The organism is uncultured Psychroserpens sp., from assembly GCF_947503375.1.
In the GTDB taxonomy this organism is placed as follows: Bacteria; Bacteroidota; Bacteroidia; order Flavobacteriales; family Flavobacteriaceae; genus Psychroserpens.
Window position 1 is genome coordinate 108,046 of sequence record NZ_CANNDQ010000007.1, and the last position, 19,130, is coordinate 127,175.

General features: G+C 32.3%; 18 protein-coding genes. All 18 read left to right on the forward strand.

What is annotated here, in order from left to right:
• Positions 1-18: 18 nt before the first annotated feature.
• The 18 genes from Q0876_RS12775 (at position 19) to Q0876_RS12860 (ending at position 19,129) form a co-directional block, all read left to right on the forward strand.
• Entirely contained in the window at positions 19-1,293 is a 1,275-nt protein-coding gene (locus Q0876_RS12775) for an ABC transporter ATP-binding protein (RefSeq protein WP_299228473.1), read from the forward strand.
• The gene (locus tag Q0876_RS12780) at positions 1,294-2,016 is read left to right on the forward strand and encodes a sulfotransferase family 2 domain-containing protein (protein ID WP_299228475.1); all 723 of its coding nucleotides are present in this window, start codon (positions 1,294-1,296) and stop codon (positions 2,014-2,016) included.
• Positions 2,013-3,035, forward strand: coding sequence for a glycosyltransferase family A protein (locus Q0876_RS12785; RefSeq protein ID WP_299228477.1), 1,023 nt, complete (start codon positions 2,013-2,015; stop codon positions 3,033-3,035). Before Q0876_RS12780 ends, Q0876_RS12785 begins: the two co-directional genes overlap by 4 nt.
• On the forward strand, positions 3,032-4,126 hold the full coding sequence (locus tag Q0876_RS12790; protein ID WP_299228478.1) for an acyltransferase: 1,095 nt from the start codon (positions 3,032-3,034) through the stop codon (positions 4,124-4,126). Before Q0876_RS12785 ends, Q0876_RS12790 begins: the two co-directional genes overlap by 4 nt.
• A 1-nt stretch (position 4,127) precedes the next feature.
• On the forward strand, positions 4,128-5,108 hold the full coding sequence (locus Q0876_RS12795) for a glycosyltransferase family 2 protein (RefSeq protein ID WP_299228480.1): 981 nt from the start codon (positions 4,128-4,130) through the stop codon (positions 5,106-5,108).
• A complete protein-coding gene (locus tag Q0876_RS12800) occupies positions 5,098-6,036 on the forward strand; it encodes a glycosyltransferase family 2 protein (protein WP_299228482.1) in 939 nt (312 codons plus the stop codon). The genes Q0876_RS12795 and Q0876_RS12800 overlap by 11 nt, the downstream gene beginning before the upstream one ends.
• A 7-nt stretch (positions 6,037-6,043) precedes the next feature.
• Positions 6,044-6,973: a sulfotransferase gene (locus Q0876_RS12805; protein WP_299228484.1), complete on the forward strand. Its 930-nt coding sequence runs from the start codon at positions 6,044-6,046 to the stop codon at positions 6,971-6,973.
• Complete coding sequence (locus tag Q0876_RS12810; protein ID WP_299228486.1) at positions 6,964-7,857, forward strand: glycosyltransferase family A protein; 894 nt, start codon at positions 6,964-6,966, stop codon at positions 7,855-7,857. The genes Q0876_RS12805 and Q0876_RS12810 overlap by 10 nt, the downstream gene beginning before the upstream one ends.
• Entirely contained in the window at positions 7,854-8,606 is a 753-nt protein-coding gene (locus tag Q0876_RS12815; RefSeq protein WP_299228488.1) for a DapH/DapD/GlmU-related protein, read from the forward strand. Before Q0876_RS12810 ends, Q0876_RS12815 begins: the two co-directional genes overlap by 4 nt.
• On the forward strand, positions 8,599-9,939 hold the full coding sequence (locus tag Q0876_RS12820; RefSeq protein WP_299228490.1) for a hypothetical protein: 1,341 nt from the start codon (positions 8,599-8,601) through the stop codon (positions 9,937-9,939). The genes Q0876_RS12815 and Q0876_RS12820 overlap by 8 nt, the downstream gene beginning before the upstream one ends.
• A 30-nt stretch (positions 9,940-9,969) precedes the next feature.
• Positions 9,970-11,064: a non-hydrolyzing UDP-N-acetylglucosamine 2-epimerase gene (gene wecB / locus Q0876_RS12825; RefSeq protein WP_299228492.1), complete on the forward strand. Its 1,095-nt coding sequence runs from the start codon at positions 9,970-9,972 to the stop codon at positions 11,062-11,064.
• Positions 11,065-11,076: 12 nt separating this feature from the next.
• On the forward strand, positions 11,077-12,303 hold the full coding sequence (locus Q0876_RS12830) for a hypothetical protein (RefSeq protein WP_299228493.1): 1,227 nt from the start codon (positions 11,077-11,079) through the stop codon (positions 12,301-12,303).
• A gap of 99 nt (positions 12,304-12,402) precedes the next feature.
• A complete protein-coding gene (locus tag Q0876_RS12835) occupies positions 12,403-13,428 on the forward strand; it encodes an acyltransferase (protein ID WP_299228495.1) in 1,026 nt (341 codons plus the stop codon).
• 10 nt (positions 13,429-13,438) lie between these two features.
• The gene (locus Q0876_RS12840; RefSeq protein WP_299228497.1) at positions 13,439-14,425 is read left to right on the forward strand and encodes an acyltransferase; all 987 of its coding nucleotides are present in this window, start codon (positions 13,439-13,441) and stop codon (positions 14,423-14,425) included.
• A 59-nt stretch (positions 14,426-14,484) separates the two neighbouring features.
• Positions 14,485-15,708 (forward strand): glycosyltransferase, encoded by a 1,224-nt coding sequence (locus Q0876_RS12845; RefSeq protein ID WP_299228499.1) that lies wholly within the window; start codon positions 14,485-14,487, stop codon positions 15,706-15,708.
• 1 nt (position 15,709) lies between these two features.
• On the forward strand, positions 15,710-16,876 hold the full coding sequence (locus tag Q0876_RS12850) for a glycosyltransferase family 4 protein (RefSeq protein WP_299228501.1): 1,167 nt from the start codon (positions 15,710-15,712) through the stop codon (positions 16,874-16,876).
• A 5-nt stretch (positions 16,877-16,881) separates the two neighbouring features.
• Entirely contained in the window at positions 16,882-18,156 is a 1,275-nt protein-coding gene (locus Q0876_RS12855) for a hypothetical protein (RefSeq protein ID WP_299228502.1), read from the forward strand.
• Positions 18,140-19,129, forward strand: coding sequence for a glycosyltransferase (locus Q0876_RS12860; RefSeq protein WP_299228504.1), 990 nt, complete (start codon positions 18,140-18,142; stop codon positions 19,127-19,129). The genes Q0876_RS12855 and Q0876_RS12860 overlap by 17 nt, the downstream gene beginning before the upstream one ends.
• Position 19,130: the final 1 nt, after the last annotated feature.

Consider the following 19,130-nt stretch of genomic DNA (forward strand, 5'->3'; position numbering starts at 1 on the left):
GGATATTTTTAGAGTAGTATGAACCCCATTATAAAAATAGAAAACTTAGGTAAGCAATATCGTCTTGGAGCTGTTGGTACAGGTACATTATCTCACGATATTAATCGTTGGTGGCATACCATAAGAGGAAAAGAAGACCCTTATCTAAAAATTGGAGAGTCAAACGACAGAACTATAATAGGAAATTCAGATTATGTTTGGGCATTACGTAATATTAATTTTGAAGTACAACCTGGAGAAATTCTAGGAATTATTGGTAAAAATGGTGCAGGCAAATCAACATTATTAAAATTGTTAAGTCGTGTAACAGCTCCAACTACAGGTAGAATAACATGTCATGGTCGCATTGCCTCTCTTTTAGAAGTTGGAACTGGTTTTCATCCTGAATTGACTGGTCGTGAAAATATTTTTCTCAATGGTGCAATCTTAGGAATGTCTAAAAAAGAAATTGCTGCTAAATTTGATGAAATTGTAGATTTTGCTGGCTGTGCTAAGTATATTGAAACACCTGTAAAACGCTATTCATCTGGAATGTACGTAAGATTAGCTTTTGCTGTAGCAGCTCACTTAGAACCAGATATCTTAGTGGTAGATGAAGTCTTAGCTGTTGGTGATGCAGAATTTCAGAAAAAAGCCATAGGCAAGATGCAAGACGTATCAAGAAATAGTGGGCGAACAGTACTATTTGTAAGCCATAATATGGCGAGTATTCAAAATTTATGTAATAAAGTCTTGGTTATGGAGCAAGGCACAACTATATTTAGTGGAGAGGTTTCAGAAGGCATCGAATTTTATATGAACTCAAGTTTGAGTAAAAGTGCTATTGCATTATCTAATAGAACAGATAGAGGCGGAAAGGGCGGACTTTTATTCCAAGACATCACTGTTAGAGATGAAAAACATGAGGAAATTGCCGAAGCGTTTTCAGGTAAATTATTATATATAGATATTACTGTTGATATAAAACGAAAGCTAGATCAACCTATATTTAGAATCATGTTTCTAGATACTAAAGGTGTGGTTCGTTTTTTATGTAACAACCATTTTTCTATGAAGAATAAAATGGAGTTGAATGGAATCGGAACATATACTGTTAGATGTATAATACCAGATTTCCCACTACCAAAAGGGATTTATTCAGTACAATTAACATGCTACTCACTTGAAGGTATTGAAGATGATGTTGAGTCGGCTTTAGAACTTACAGTTGCTGGTGGTGATTTTTTCAATACTGGAAAAGAACAAGTTTTAAAAGAAGGTGTTTTAGTGAAAAATTCATTTGAAGTATTATAAATGAAACATATTCTAAAAAAAATCATCCCTTCTCCGTTCAAAGAACGACTACAAGAGTACAATCGAAGACGTTTTTGTAGTAAGCTGTATCTAAATAAAGAGCGACCAAATCCAGGGCCTTATTATTCTCTTAATGTGTTTGATTATTACAGATGTATTTTTATTCACATTCCCAAAGCAGCAGGTATTTCCTTTAATATGTCTTTATTTGGTAATTATGGTGGAGGTCATCGTGATTTAAAGTTTTATGAAGAGAAATATCCAAAGCGTACCTTTAATGATTATTATAAATTTACTATAGTAAGAAATCCTTGGGATCGTTTGTATTCAGCATATACATTTTTAAAAAAAGGTGGTTTTGATGCTATTGACAAAGCTTGGGCAGATGAACATTTAAACCAATTTAATTCATTTGAAGACTTTGTTTTAAACTGGGTTACAAAAGCGAATGTATATAAGAAAATTCACTTCATGCCTCAGTACGAGTTCTTAATTGATGTTAGTGGTGAACTAAACATGGATTACATAGGTCGCTTCGAAACTATTGAGACCTCTTATAAAGACATTGCAGCATATTTAGGGATAGATACGGTTTTGGAAAAACGTAATATCACTAAAAACAAGAAACAATATTTTGAGCAGTATACAGAAAAAATGATTACTATTGTAAGTGATGTGTACCAACGTGATATTGAGGAATTTGGTTATACCTTTAGGTTATGAGTCTTCAAGATAATAAACCAGAGGTTTCGGTAATAATGCCTGTTTACAATGGTGAGGCATACATCGTAGAGGCTATCCATTCTGTATTGAATCAATCCTTTACTGATTTTGAATTTATTATTATAAATGACGGCAGTACAGATCATACTCAAACACTAATAGAGCGTTTTAGTGATGCCAGAATTAAATCCTTTTATCATGAGAATCAAGGTGTCGCAAGATCATTGAATACCGCTTTGAAATATGCTGTGGGTAAATATATTTGGCGTCATGATGCTGATGATATATGCTTGCCTGAACAATTGCAAACTCAAATACAATTCTTAAAAAGTCATACAGATTTTGCATTGGTTTCTACACAAATAGCATTTATGACCAATCGCGGCAAAATTGCTTACAATTATAAACAACCCAAAGATGTGTTTTTTGAGAATGCGCCTTTTATTAAAGTAGTAAGAGCTCATTTTAATCCTTATTCTCCAATTACTCATGCTACAGTTCTAATAAAGAAAGAGGTCTTTGAAACTGTAGGATATTATAGAACTGAATTTAAAACTTCAGAAGATACTGACCTTTGGTTAAGAATACTTGAGCATTATAATGCTGCAGTTATGCATTACTGTTCTTATTTTGTTAGAATTAATAGTTCTTCTGCTACACAGGTACATAAAAAAACAAATACGTTTTATAGAGACTTAGCATATAAATTTGCTGACGAGCGTAATACAAAAGGAACCGATAGTCTTCAAAGAGGAGAAATAATGCCAGAACCTATTGAGAATGAATTAGAAGTTCAAAACGATCCGAATTTTGGTAAACACTATCGAAACGATTTGTTAGATTTTCGATATCGGTTAGTGCTTGACGCAAAAGACTATATAAACGCATTTAAAATTATGCGGCTTTCTATTAAAGACGGGTGGCGCCTATCTAGAGTTTGGAAAGCAATTTTTCTGCCTTTATTAGGTGATAAGATAGTTGATAAAGGTATTAAGGCCAAAAAGGCAATGAAATTATGAAACGTTCTTTTTATCCAAATATAGAAGGGTTTAGAGGTTTAGCAATTTTACTAGTACTTTTGTCACATTGGATAGTAATAGCTTATTTCCCCAATTTTATTTTTTTAAAACTAGGGTTTTTAGGGGTTAACTTTTTCTTTGTTTTAAGTGGGTTTCTTATCACAGAGATTTTATTGATAGACCTACATAATAAAGTAAAAAAGAAACACATTTTAATTAATTTTTTTGCTAAACGAACCCTTAGGATTTTTCCAATCTACTATATAACAATCATTGGTCTTGCTATATTTAATATTAGAGGCAGTATAGATTTATTGCCATGGACATTAACCTATAGTTTGAATATAGGGCAAAATTGGTTTGGCGCTTATGATAAGATGTTCATGCACATTTGGTCTTTATGTGTTGAAGAGCAATTTTATTTGATATGGCCTTTCGTGTTATTGCTAACTAGACGAACTAGATATTACAAAGTGATTCTTAGTTTTATCATCATGTCTATAGTATTCAAGATTGTGATGTTTGTTCTTCATTGGAATAATTACGAGGCTGTAAATCATTCTAATCTAATTGCTGCCATCGATGCATTAGCGGTTGGAGGCATGTTAGCGTATTTAAAACGCTATAATCATTACCAATGGATCAGAATTGAAAATAGTTCACCTTATATAGCACTAGTATTATTATTTTTGTTTTGGTTCATTTCATTCAATGCGAATGATTTTAAGCTTGCAAGTACATCATTATTACGTTTATTATCAGCTTGTATAGCATCAATTCTAATTGTTAAAGCCGTTTCACAGCGTAATTATAGTATAAATAAGATCATTAGGACTAAAGCATTTAAGTTTTTAGGAAAAATATCTTATGGTGTATATTTATACCATTGGATCATTTCATTTTTACTCATGGGTTATTTTTCTAAGCTGTGGGAACGTGTAAATTTTGATGTATTAGGTGTTTTTAAAGTTGTACAATATCATAAGTATATAGGAAGCTTCTTGTTCTTTTTAATTGTTACTATTGCCGTTGCTATTATTTCATACTATTGTATTGAAAAGCCAATTTTGAAGTTAAAACGATTTTTCTAAAATGGTGTCAGTCATTATTCCAAATTATAATAGATCACAGTACCTTAAACAGGCCTTACAATCTGTAATGGATCAAACGTATTCAAACTGGGAAGCACTTGTGATTGACGATGGCAGTACAGATGATTCTAAAACTATTGTAAATGAATTTGCTATAACCGATAGCCGTATTGTTTGGTTAGAACGAAAAAATAAGTTAAAAGGAGCGTCTGTTTGTCGAAATATCGGAATTAATAATGCTAAAGGTACCTATGTCGTTTTTTTAGACTCAGATGATTTACTTGCACCGCATTGCTTGCAACAACGTACACAATTTATGAAAACTAATCCTGACCTTGATTTTTCAGTGTTTAAAATGCAATTCTTTGTTGAAGCTATTGGAGACGATGATCGCTTATGGAATTTAAAAACCAATGAGAATGAACTTCAACGGTTTTTAAATCTCGATTCAGTATGGCAAACCACTGGTCCTATTTGGAAGACTCAAGCGCTAAAAAAAATAGGAGGTTTTAATCCTGAACTAGAATGTTGGCAAGATATAGACATTCACCTAAAAGCCTTAAGCTCTAACCTAAATTATCAACTATGTTATAGTTTACCAGTTGATTGTTATTATCGTAAAAATTCAACAGGTTCAATTAGTCAAGTACATACAAATTCATTATCAAAACTAGAAAGTAAACGTAAGCTATATTATTGGTTAAATGAAAGATTTGATAGTTCAGATTTTAATATAAAACAAATACCTTTGCACATCTTGATAAGTGCTATTAACGGACATCAAAAACGTTTCTATAAACAATTTTATGGGCAGGTTATATCTTTGTTTTCAAAACAAGATCAAAAGCGAGTACGTCAAATGGCGAGAATAAATTTTTACAGACTTAATAAATTACAACGATTTGAAAGGAGATTTTCAGAATTAAAAAATAGCTTGATCAAACACAGTTCGATTGGTAAATTTAAAATTAATGATGCCTAAAATATCTATTGTTATTCCTGTAAAAAATGGTATTGGTATTTTAAACCAATGTCTTGATGCCATTCAAAAACAAACCATTTTTAAAGACTGTGAAGTTGTTATTGTTGATAGTGGTAGTACAGATGGTACTATAGCGATGTTAAAAACATATGATGTTACTTTAGTTTCTATTCCGCCAGAGACGTTCAATCATGGTGCCACCAGAAACCTTGGTGTTACACATGCAAAAGGTGAGTTTGTAGTTATGACCGTCCAAGATGCTGTACCTACAAATGAGTTTTGGTTAGAAAATATGTTACGTCATTTTAAAGACGATCATGTTTCTGGCGTTTGTGGACAACAAGTAATTCCGCATCATAAAAATAAAAACCCACACGAATGGTTTAGACCTCAATCTAATCCTAAATCAAAAACAATACACTTTAAAAGTAAACAGGCCTTTGATGAACTGTCACCAGAAGAGAAAAGAAATGTTTGTGGATGGGACGATGTGAATGCGATGTATCGTAAAACGGCTTTAGAAGCTATTCCGTTTGAAACAATAGCCTTTGGTGAAGATATGCTATGGGCAAAGGCTGCTTTAGAGCAAGGGCATAAATTAGTCTATGATCATGCAGTACGTGTTTATCATTACCATTATCAGTTTCCAGATTATACGTACAGACGTACTATGATCTCTAAAGTGTTTATTTATAAATGTTTTGGATACGCCGTGCCACATAAGTTCACGCTTAAAGATTATGCATTGGTCATCTACAGAAATTTTAAATGGAAATTGCATCCAAAATGGATCTGGCATAACTTAAAAATTGTCTACTATCAAAGAAAAGCTACAAACGATTTTCTAAGAGCGATTATGAATAATACTTTGTCAGATTTAGAACAATCATTAGCTTTGAACATTCCGATTGGTCAACAAAAAAAGTAATAATTTAATGAGGCAACATCCTATTTTGGTTACTGGTATTCATCGATCGGGTTCTACATGGATTGGAAAAACAGTAGCTGTTTCACCACAAGTAAAGTATGTGCATGAACCTTTTAATCTTCAGATTAAAAGAGCCAATCCATTACGCAAACTAGGAATATATACTTTAAGATCACCTTTGAAATTTTGGTTTGAATATGTAGATGGTAAAACAAACAAGAAACGACAAGACGAAATTTTAAATTACATTAGAGCGTTCTATTCTATTAGTACCGTATCTGTGTTGCATGAATTTTTCAAAATAAGGAAACCAAGCGATATTAAACTATTCTTCAATGAATTGAAAAGTCGCAGTAAAAGACCTCTCATCAAAGATCCATTAGCCTTGATGTCTTCAGCTTTTATTGCTGAAAAGTTGAATGCAAAGGTTGTGGTATCTGTTAGACATCCAGCTGCATTTGTAGCTAGTATCATACGTAAAAATTGGAAGTTCGATTTTAATAATTTTGCCAACCAAGAGCGTTTACTTGATGAACATTTATTTCCTTATAAAGAAGCGATTATAAGTTGTTCAAAAAAACGCCTACCTTTAGTTGATGAAGCCATTTTATTATGGAATATTATCTATAGCTTTACATCGAAATTACAAGACAAGTATAAAGATGATTGGTATTTTGTTAAACATGAAGATTTATCAGAAGATCCAGTAGAAGAATATAGGAAGCTGTTTCAATATTTAAGTTTAGAGTTTAACGAAATTATTGTCTCACAGATTCAAAAAAGCACATCAGGTGAAATACAAGATGTGTTAAATAGAAATGCAAAGGAAAATATTAAGTCTTGGAAAAATGTGCTATCTAATGATGAGATTACTAAAATAAAGAAGCAAACCAATACGGTTGCAAGCAAATTTTATACTGAAGAAAGTTGGAGTTAGAAAGACCTATTAAAAATCAACCACTCGTTAGTGTACTTATGACCGTTTATAACCGTGAAAAGTACATTGCTCAAGCTATTGAAAGTGTATTGAAAAGCACTTACAGTAATTGGGAATTGATTATAGTCGATGACCAATCTAAAGATAGTTCTGTAGCTATAGCTAAAACATATCAAACCAAAGACGATAGGATAAAATTGCACATAAATACAACAAATTTAGGCGATTATTCTAACAGAAATAAAGCGGCATCATATGCTAAAGGTAAATACTTGAAGTACGTTGATGCAGACGATATGATCTATCCTCATGGTCTAGAATTGTTAGTGTATTATATGGAACAATTTCCAAATTCAGGATATGGTTTATGTTCGTTAGATCAAGATAAATATCATATGTTCCCATTTGAGCTTAATCAAAGTGAAGCCTATCACAGACATTATTTCGAACAGCAACTATTTCATAAAGCACCATTGTCGTCAATAATTAAAACGTCAGCTTTTACTGCTGTTGGTGGGTTTTCTGGGAAACAACATTTAGGAGATTTTGAAATGTGGCATGTTTTATCACAGCAGTTCCCAGTGGTTTTAATGCCTCATGGTGTAGTTTGGTACAGAGAGCATGATGCTCAACAAATGAATGATAATTTGAGAGACCCTTACGTTCCGTTTAAATATATTTTATGTGCCAAAGCACTTATTGCTAGTGGAAAATGTCCTTTAGGTGCTCACGAAAAAACAAAGGCATTGAAGGCTTTGAAATATAATGAGGCTAGATCAATACTTTCAGCAGTTAAACATCATTCACTAAAAAAAGCATTAGAATTATATAAGGCTAGCGAACTTAATTTCTTTCAAATCATCAAAAGCATCACTAAGACATGATTAAAATAATTAAATTATTAGTTATCAATACATTTAGTCGCTTTAAACGAAAAGTATACTGGTTATATAGATTGTCGCATTCCCAATTAGGAAATGGGAGTAAGATTGACTTTCCAGTAATTAGAGAAGGGAAAGGCAAACTCAAACTAGGAAAACATAGTTTTTTAGGAAAGTATTCTGAAATTGGTATTGGAGAACAAGCTCATTTATGTTGTGGGAAACATGCGCTCATTGAAACTAAAGGAACTATTTTAATTGATAAAACCTGTAGTCTTACTATTGGAGATGATTTTAAATTGGGACGTAATTCTAGATTGTTTGTAAAAGGGAATTGGACCTTTGGAAATCATATTACTATAGAGACCAACTGTGCTGTTTTTGCTAGAGAGCCAAATGCAAAAGGTGTTTTAAGTATAGGTGATAATACAAATATTGGTGATTTCACTATTCTTGATGTATTTGATGATATTACTATTGGGAATGATGTTGCAATTGGTCCTAATTGTACCATTTATACTCACGACCATATCTATACAAACAAAGAAGTAGCTGCATGGAAAGGCGGAATAGTTACAAAACCTGTACATATCAAAAATGGTGCATGGATAGGTTCTAATGTTACACTTTTACCAGGCGTGACCATAGGAGAAAGAGCTGTAGTAGCTGCAGGGTCAATTGTTACAAAAAGCGTAGAAGCCAATAGTATTTATGGAGGCAATCCGGCAAAATTGATAAAAAATATTGATTAATATACTTTACATAGCTTATCAGTTTCCGCCGTTAAATATTGGAGGGTCAGCACGTCCAGCTAAATTTGCTAAGTATTTAAACGATTTTGGAATTCATCCTATTGTGGTCACATTAGATAGTAATGACTATTCAAAAGTTTACCCAAACCCCAAATCTGATAGCAATTTACTTAAAGGCTATGAAGACAAGTTAGATGTCATTGAAATTCCTACTGAAGATTTATTACAACGTTCGAAAAATAAGATTCGAAATTTTTTAGAAATTTATTTCAATATCTACAGAGGTAATGAAAAAAAGTATTGGGAAGCCAATTATCATAAAGTAATAGCCGATTATTTAAAGCATAATTCTGTATCAGCAATTTTGGTAACAGCACCACCATTTAGTATACTTCCGTTAGCCGTTAAAACTTCAAAAACCTACAAGCTTCCTTTAATTGTCGATATGAGAGACCCTTGGACCATGTGGAACATGTCTCCATACAGTAATTATGTCAATTTTTTAAAAGCAAAGTACACCGAACGAGCTGTTTTTAAACAAGCAAGGAAAATCATTGCAACCTCTAAAGTAACACTCGATGATTTTAAAAGTTTGCATCCATCAATAGCTAAAGAGAAATTTGTATACATTCCAAATGGGTTTGAACATGATGTTCAATTTAAAAGTATTGCGTATAAACCAAAGGCAAAAATCACTATTGGTTATGTAGGGAGTTTTTATTACACACCTGAGAGCAGAGCACAGATTATGATGAAATGGTATAAAAAGAAGGCTCATAGAAAATTACAATATATTCCTCGTAAGGAAGATTGGTTGTATCGAAGTCCGTATATGTTTTTTAAGGCATTGCACCAATTGTTTTTAGAATCTCCTGAATTAGAAGATAGAATCTGCATTAGGTTTGCTGGAAATAGAGAGCCATGGTTTGACAGTATGGTATCTGAGTATAATTTAGAAAATAACATTGAACATTTAGGATGGATATCTAGAGAGGCTTCATTAGAATTTCAAGCGTCATGTGATTTTTTGTTAATGACTTCGGCAAAAGTCATTGGAGGAAGAGATTACAGTATTGCTGGAAAAACATTTGAATATTTTACAATTCAAAAACCTATTCTTGCTTGTGTTGCCGATGGTGCTCAAAAAGACGTTTTAGAGCATTCTAAAATGGCTCATTTTATTGATGTTGATAATGCTAAAAAAGCAGCCAAGCAATTAAAAGATGTGTTTTTGACCGAACGAACTTTGCGTCCTAATGAAGCATATATCAACTCTTTTAAAGTTGAAGAACTAACAAAACAGTTAACAGATGTAATCAAATCTGTGATTTAAAATATATCATCTGAAAAGACAAATAAAAACATGAAAAAATTACTAATAGTTGTAGGTACACGACCTAATTACATAAAGATTACGCAGTTTAAAAAGGTTGCAGAATCTCAATTTAAAGGACAATTTGATGTAAAAATTGTGCACACTGGTCAGCACTTTGATAAGTCTATGGCAGATGTATTCTTCCAACAATTAGATATATGGCCTGATTATTTTCTCAATATTTCTCAGGCATCAGCAAATATACAAATGGGAGAGATCATGGTGCGGCTTGAAAAGGTTATAAGCGACTTTAAACCAGATATGGTCTTAGTACCAGGCGATGTGAATTCAACTTTAGCTGCTGCTTTAACAACCTATAAATTGGGTATAACACTAGGTCACTTAGAAAGTGGATTAAGAAGCTTTGATCGTTCTATGCCAGAGGAGATCAACCGTATTTTGGTTGATGAGATCACAGATCATTTTTTTGTGACAGAGCATAGTGGTATTGATAATCTTATAAAGGAAGGAAAGCCGCAAGGGAAAATTCATTATGTAGGAAATACAATGATCGATACGTTAGTTGCTTTTGAAGCTGCTATAAAAGATAAAGATGTTATGCAAACGCATCAGTTAAAGAAAGATGATTTTATTCTCATGACGATTCATCGTCCAGCTACGGTTGATAATAAAAAAGGCTTAGAAGAATTATTGTCTCTCTTGAAAGACATACCAACGTCTCAAAATATTGTTTTTCCGATGCATCCAAGAACATTGAACAATATTGATAAATTTGGTTTGAAAGCTAAGTTTTCAGAATTAAAAAAACTTATCATAACACCTCCAATGGACTATTTTAGTTTTCAGAACTTAATCCATAACTGTAGTATGGTACTAACTGATAGTGGTGGAATACAGGAAGAGACAACGTTTAAACAAAAACCCTGTTTAACACTTCGCCCAAACACAGAACGACCAAGTACAATAGAAATTGGATCTAATACTTTGTTGCATTTTGATAAGGTCGAGATCCTAAGTCATATTGAAGCTATTATTTCTGGTACATATAAGAAAGGACTAGTGCCTCAATTTTGGGATGGTAAGGCCACACAACGTATATTGAAAATAATTTCAAACTTATAACCATCATAGTAAATGGTCAAAAAGTCTATTTGCATATTCACACAATCACCTTTAACAAAAGCGCCTAGAGTGGTTAAAGAAGCTAATGTATATGCAGAGGCAGGATTCAGTGTAACAGTTTATGGATTGTGGTACGATAAAGCATTATTAGAAAACGATAGAGCATTATTACATTCTGAGATTATTTATAAAGCAGGAATCAACCTTTTAGATTATAATAGCTTTAGATCAAAAATTATACGACTAAAACGAAAGACTGCTCGTGAACTAGTTAAATACTTAAATATTGAAACCATTAATGCTTTAGGGTATAATTATAAGTACTATCTGAAACAATTAGAACAAGAGCAATCATGCATCTACATAGGTCACGAAGAGATGAGTATGGCATTGTCAAAAGCGTTACTTGAAAAAGGCTTTAAGGTTGCATTCGATTTCGAAGATTGGCATTCAAAAGACCTGCTGCCAGAGGATCGCGTTTACAGACCTATTAAATTGTTAGAGCGTTTAGAGGCTTATTTGTTGGAGAAAGCGACCTATTGCTATACCACTTCAGAGGCCATGTCTAAAGCAATGGTTTCATATTATAATACATCAAGAAGACCAAAAGTGGTTTATAATAGTTTTTTAGCTTCAGATCGAGAACTTATAGATGGTTTGAACAAGGACATTATTGATCAAAATTTACCTTCGGTTTTTTGGTTTTCACAAGTTATAAGTGAAGGGAGAGGTTTAGAGTTATTGTTTGATGCGCTTAGCTACTGCAAAGTGTCGTTTCAATTGCATTTAAGAGGGGAAGTTTCTAGAGATTTTAAAGCCAAACTAATTTCTAAAACACCTAAAGAGATAGAGTTATATTTTCATGATCTTGTGTTGCCAAATCAATTAATATCAAGAATAGCAGAACATGATATTGGGATTGCTTTTGAGTCTACTGAGCCTAAAAGTCGCAATTATACCATCACAAATAAAGTGTTTCATTATTTGCAATCAGGTATTGCAATTTTAGCAACTGAAACAGCGGGTCAAAAAGAAATAGAAGCTAAAGCCCCTGAGGCTATATTACTTATTGAAAGAGACTCGAAGGAAATAGCAAAAGCTTTAGATAGGTTATTGTCTGATGCTAATCGCTTAGAGTTAATGAAAACTTCAAGTCGAGAAGCTGGGAAACATAACTTTGCTTTTGAAAGTTCAAAAGAACAATTATTACATATGTTGAACGAAGAATTTGACATTTGACTATAACAATTATTGCGTATTTGTATTTAATCAGTAATATTGTAGTCTTGCATAAATATGTAATTCTTCAGAAGAGATTTACACTTAAAATTAATTAATTTGGAAAAAAGAGCTTATTTACCTTCGGTTACATTCATAAGAGGTATTGCAGCTTTTTCAGTTTGCTTATTTCACTTTACGAAAGGGTTTATATCTGAAATTTCTGGCCCTATACAGTTTGCACCTTATGCTTGGGTTGGTGTTGAGGTGTTTTTTGTGGTGTCTGGGTTTGTTATTCCGTATTATTTATTAGATACAAAATTCAAGACCAAACATTATGGTGGTTATTTGATTAAAAGAATCATAAGAATTGAACCAGCCTATCTAGTATCAATCGCACTAGTGATAGGACTCAATTACGTGTCTAGTTTATTTACCATTTATAAAGGTGAACCCTTTTCTGTATCAGGCAATCAACTCTTATTACATTTAGGGTATTTAATAGATTTTTTTGATGGTACTTGGTTAAATCCAGTTTATTGGACCTTGGCGATAGAATTTCAATATTATATAGTTATTGGTTTTTTAATCATCTTATGGAATAAAAACATTAGATACCTCACAATACTATCAGTGTTACTGTTTCTAGCGCTCTCATTCATACCACAGCATGATGTTAAGTTTTTTAGACATACTGATATTTTTACTATAGGCATTGTATGTGCTTTCTATAAGATTGGACACCTACGCAAGTCGTATTATTTATTAGCTGTAATAGCATTGGGTATAATTATTTATATACACCACAACACAGTAATTACCGTATTGTCACTTATTGCGACATTAGGAATCGCCTTTTTTAATCAGAAAAAGAAAATCGCTTGGCTAGTATTTCTTGGAAACATATCCTATTCATTATACTTAACTCATGTGCCTATTGGAGGTCGAGTTATTAACCTATCTAAACGATTTGCGCTTAATGAATTCAATAAATTATTAGTGATATTATTGGCTATTGTTGTTTCAATTGTTGCAGCATATATCTTTTACATTTTAATTGAAAAACCATCGCATAGATGGTCTAAGAGTATAAAATTTAGAGATAGTTTGAACGAATCAGAAAAAGTAACTGGTAAAACAAATTAAACACAAACATTTGGCAAAGCATAAGTATTTTTCATCTGTTATAGCACTTCGGGGATTAGCTGCCTTGGTTGTTGGTTTATTCCATTTTACAAAAGGGTTTTCACATGATGACTCAGTAATGAAAATGTTAACCTCTTATGGATGGATGGGAGTTGAGGTGTTTTTTGTGATCTCGGGCTTTGTAATTCCATATTCATTATTAAAAAAAGGCTACAAATTAAAACATTACGGAAAGTTCTTACTCAAGCGTATTGTAAGAATACATCCAGCTTACGTGTTAAGCATATTTGGAGTTATTATTTTAAATTATCTATCCACACAGTTCCAAATTTATGAAGGTAAACCTTTTCAATGGTCAACAGAGCTTATTGCACAACACTTTTTTTATGTTGTTGAGTTTTTTGATAATGTTTGGCTTAATCCTGTTTACTGGACATTAGCTGTTGAGTTTCACTATTACATTATCATAGGTTTGCTTATTGCAGTTTGGAATCTTAGCAACAAAAATTGGATCGCGATCACTTTTGTTTTATTTGTGATGTTGTCTTTTGTAAATATTGAAAACGTGAAGTTTTTGAGGTATACGGATATATTTGCAATTGGAACACTATGTGCTTTTCTTAAGAAAGAGATCATTAATAAAGGATTATATCTTATAGCTGCAGCAGTACTAGTTATTATTATAAGTTACAATCACGGAATCATTCTAGGAATACTAACATTTTCGAGTTCTATTATTATGGCATTCTATGATGCAAATTTCAATAAGGGAGCCTTATTGTTCTTAGGAAATATCTCTTATTCGTTATACTTGCTTCATGTACCTATTGGTGGTCGTATTATTAATATTGCCAAGCGTTATGATCTAGGTGAAGCTCAAAAGATTTTAGTAATTTTATTTGCGATGACTGTTTCCATTATTGCAGCTTGGATGTTTTATATTCTAGTTGAAAAACCATCTCATAAATGGTCTCAGCGTATTAAGGTAAATTCCTAAGAGGTATCAAAAAAGTTCTCATTATATCACCACATTTTCCACCAGTAAATGCTGCAGATATGCATCGCGTTAGACAAGGTTTGCCTTATTTCAAATCATTTGGATGGGAACCTACAGTTCTTTGTGTTAAACCTAAGCATGTTGAAATGGCTACAGATAGCTTGTTGAATGAATCAATACCAAAAGCGGTTAGAGTTATTAAGGTCAATGCATTCTCTACGAAATATACTAGAAAGCTAGGTCTAGGTAATTTAGGATTGAGAGCATTTTGGCAGCTCTATAGAAAAGGAAATATGTTGTTAAGATCAGAAAATTTTGATCTCGTGTATTTCAGTACAACTATGTTTGCCTGTATGCCAATAGGTAGATTATGGAAGCGAAAATTTAATGTGCCTTTTATTATAGATATGCAAGATCCATGGCGAAATGATTATTATCTTACAGTGCCTAAGTCTGAGCAACCACCAAAATTTTGGTTTGCACATCGACTTAATTCTACTTTGGAAAAGTTTACCATTCCACATGTTAATGGCATAGTTTCAGTATCACAAGGTTACATAGATATACTTAAAGAACGTTATCCTAGTATTCAAAAGATTCCGTCAAAAGTATTAACCTTTGGCGCAGCAGTAAAAGATTTTGAATTAATACAAGACTTGAAAATACCCCAGACATTAATATTTGACACCAATAAAACCAATATTGTATACGTAGGTAGAGGAGGGCACGATATGAAGCAAAGTTTATCTTTGGTTTTTAAAGCCTTTAAAAATGGATTAGAGCAACACCCGCAATTTAAGAATTGCAAACTGTGGTTTATTGGTACTAGCTATGCTCCTGATGGTCAAGGTAAAAAAACCATTGTACCTTTAGCCGAAACCTATGGGGTAGAAAAATATATTGAAGAAATTACAGATAGAAAGTCATATTTTGAAGTATTGTCTTTGCTTAAAAAGAGTGATGTTATTCTCATACCTGGATCTGAAGATAAGAACTATACAGCTTCTAAGCTTTACCCTAATATACTTGCTAAAAAACCTCTATTGTGTATTTTTCATTCTAATAGTAGTGTAGTCTCAATTGTCAAGAAATTAAATGCAGGTCATGTCGTTGAGTTTGATAAAGCTAATGCATTACAAGAATGTGAAAAAGCTATTTTATCTTTGATAAATAATCATGAGCTAGTCCCAAAAACAAACTGGAACTATTTCGATACATTTACTGCTAAAACAATGACCAAAGCACAATGTGATTTTTTTGAAACTGTAATCAGTACAAACTAAAATGAAGACATTAGCAATTGTTACTACACACCCTATTCAATATAATGCACCTTGGTTTAGAATGCTAGCGCAGCGAAAAAACATCAAGATTAAAGTTTTTTATACCTGGTCTCAAAGTCAAAACTCAGTAAAAGATCATACGTTTGGTAAAGATATTAAATGGGATATTCCTCTTTTGGAAGGTTATGATTATACATTTGTTGAAAATAAAGCTAAACAACCAGGCTCTCATCATTTTTTTGGTATTGATTGCCCTAAATTAATTCCAGAAATTTCAAAGTTACAACCAGATGCAATTTTAATGTTTGGATGGAATTTTAAAAGTCATTTTGCAGTCATGCGATACTTTAAAGGAAAAATTCCTATATGGTTTAGAGGCGACTCAACACTAATAGATGAAGCTAAAGGATTTAAAACTACATTACGACGGTTAGTATTAAAGGTCGTATACAGCTACGTTGATAAAGCACTCTATGTTGGTAAAGCCAATAAGGCGTACTTTTTGAAACATGGTTTAAAACAAAATCAGCTTACCTATGTGCCGCATGCAATAGATAACAATAGGTTTGCAATAGATACATTAGTAGATTATAAGCAAGAGGCTAAAAACTGGAAAATAAATTTAGGTTACAACTTGCAAGATTTGGTTGTTCTATTTGCAGGGAAATTTGAACCAAAAAAACAGCCCGAATTTCTGATAAAAGCAATTGAAAAAGCAAATAAAAAACGAGCTGATAAGCTACATTTATTAATGGTAGGACATGGACCATTAGAAAAAGAGCTCAAAGTTGCCAACAAAGAGAATACGTATATTAAATTTTTGCCATTTCAAAACCAGACAAAAATGCCAATCTTGTATCGAGTTTGTTCAATTTTTTGTTTACCTTCTAAAGGGCCTGGAGAAACTTGGGGTTTAGCTGTAAATGAAGCCATGGCGTCTGGGATTCCAGTTATTGTTACAGATAAAGTAGGTTGTGCATCAGATTTAGTAGCACACAATGAAAATGGATATATCGTACCTTCTAATAATCTAGACGAACTCACTACTATTTTTGTTAACCTCTCAGAGAATGATTTAGATTATATGTCTAAAAATGCAACAAAGACCATAAAAAAATGGAATTTTGTAGATATAGTTGAACCCATTGAACAACTTTTAACTAATTAAAAGCAATGTATTATAGCCTTTTAGGTGTATTATTAATTATTTATGTGGCTATTGTATTCTTTAGAGCACTAGGTAAACGATTGCCAATATTAGAAATGATGCTTTTAATTGCTGGTTTACAGTGGATTATTGGACCTATCATAGAATACAATACAACCTATGAAGATCTTAAATACTATATGTATGTTGATGAGATAGCATATATGAGTTTTGTTGTGCCTGCATATGCATTTTTTGTATTGTTCGTGCTCTACATAAGTAAAAAGTTTGTGGTTAACATACAAGATATTTTAGACTTCAAAAAGTTTTCTAAGTATGGCGTTACCATATTGTTTATTGGTATTGTAGCTGAACTTTTAGGCTTTATTCTACCAGGTGCATTAGCGTTTTTAGTTTTTTTATTAGCTGGATTTAAGTATGTTGGTGCAATAATTTTATACTTTTCAGATAAACGAACACATCGATATATTTTTTATGGCGCTATTTTGTTTCTAGTGTATAATTCTCTTAGAAAAGCTTTATTTCACGATTTTATTTTATGGAGCACATTTTTTTATATGTTTTGGGCAATTAGAAATAAACCAAGTAACAAAATAAAACTATTTACAATCATTGGAGCTTTTTTTATGTTAACCGTTCTACAAGCTATAAAAGCTGATTATCGACTGTTGTTAAAGCAAGGCTTTCAAGGCAATGTAGTTGAATTATTTTTAGGAACTGTAAATCAAAAATATGAAAGTGGTTTTTTTGAAGAAGATCAAAGTCAGGCAGAGTTAAACGTGCGTTTGAATCAAGGTTGGATCATAAGTGCAGTCATGGATCATGTACCAAGAAATCAAGAGTATGCCAATGGTTCTACCATAACCGAAGCCATTAATGCAAGCTTAGTGCCTCGATTTTTAAATCCAGATAAAAAGGAGGCAGGCGGTCAAGAAAATTTCAGAAAGTACACAGGTTTAAGTTTATCTAATGATACATCAATGGGTTTAAGTATTATAGGAGAGTTTTATGCAAACTATGGTAGCTTAGGAGCAACACTCCTTATGGGTGTTTGGGGATTTTTTCTTAGTATGCTTTGGAGATTACTGATCAATAAATCTGCGGTTTTTCCATTGCTAAATTTTTTCTTACCACTTGTATTTTTGCAAGTAGTAAAGGCAGAAACAGAACTCGTAGTTGTACTTAATCACCTATTAAAATCTATTTTGGTGATTGTACTTTTCTTTTGGTTGACTAAACGTTATTTAAAGTGGCAGATCTATAATGAGTTTGAAAATTAATATATTTTTTAGGAAGCGTCAGCCTCAATATAATAGTATTGAAGAGTTGTTTCTAGGCCTTAAGCCAATACTTTCAAAATATATTGAGGTAGATACGGCAGAAGTTCCTTTTTATGGAGGGCATCCTAAGGCCATACTTAAAAATATTAAGTGGGCGAGAACTAGAAAGTCTACAGTTAATCACATTACTGGTGATATTCATTATGTTGCTTTAGCATTTGGTAAGTCATCTGTATTAACTATTCATGATATTAAATCTGCACTAAAAGGGAATCTGATAAAACAGATTTATGTAAAATTATTTTGGTTTTGGCTGCCAGCATTATTTGTAAAACGAATTACGGTGATTTCTAACTTTACAAAGCTGGAGCTAAGTCGTATCATTCCCTTTGCAAAGCATAAAATTAGAGTTGTTTATAATCCTGTAAACCCAAAACTAGAAGCGAATTCTTATGAATTTAATCATAATAAACCTAAATTGTTATTTGTAGGAACTAAGGCAAATAAAAATTTAGAACGATCTCTTGAAGCTATTAAAGATTTAACATGTGAGGCAATTATAGTTGGTCCAATTTCAGAAGATCAACAAGAATTGTTAGAGCGTTTGGAAATTGAATATTATAATCATAACGACCTTACTTTTGATGAGATTATTGAATGTTATAAGGCTTCTGATTTAGTTTGTTTTGCATCAACATACGAAGGTTTTGGCATGCCAATAATTGAAGCTCAAGCTATAGGAAGACCTGTAATTACTTCAAATATTGGAGCTATGGTAGAAATTTCTAATGAAAGTACAAGCCTAGTAAATCCTTACGATAAAGATGCTATAAAACAAGCTGTAGAAAAAATTTGCAACGATGGTAACTATAGAGAAGCATTAATTAAGAAAGGGTTTGCTAATATTAAGCGTTTTTACCCTGAACAAATTGCAAAAGCGTATATTTCAGTTTACAAAGAAGTAGCTCCATAAT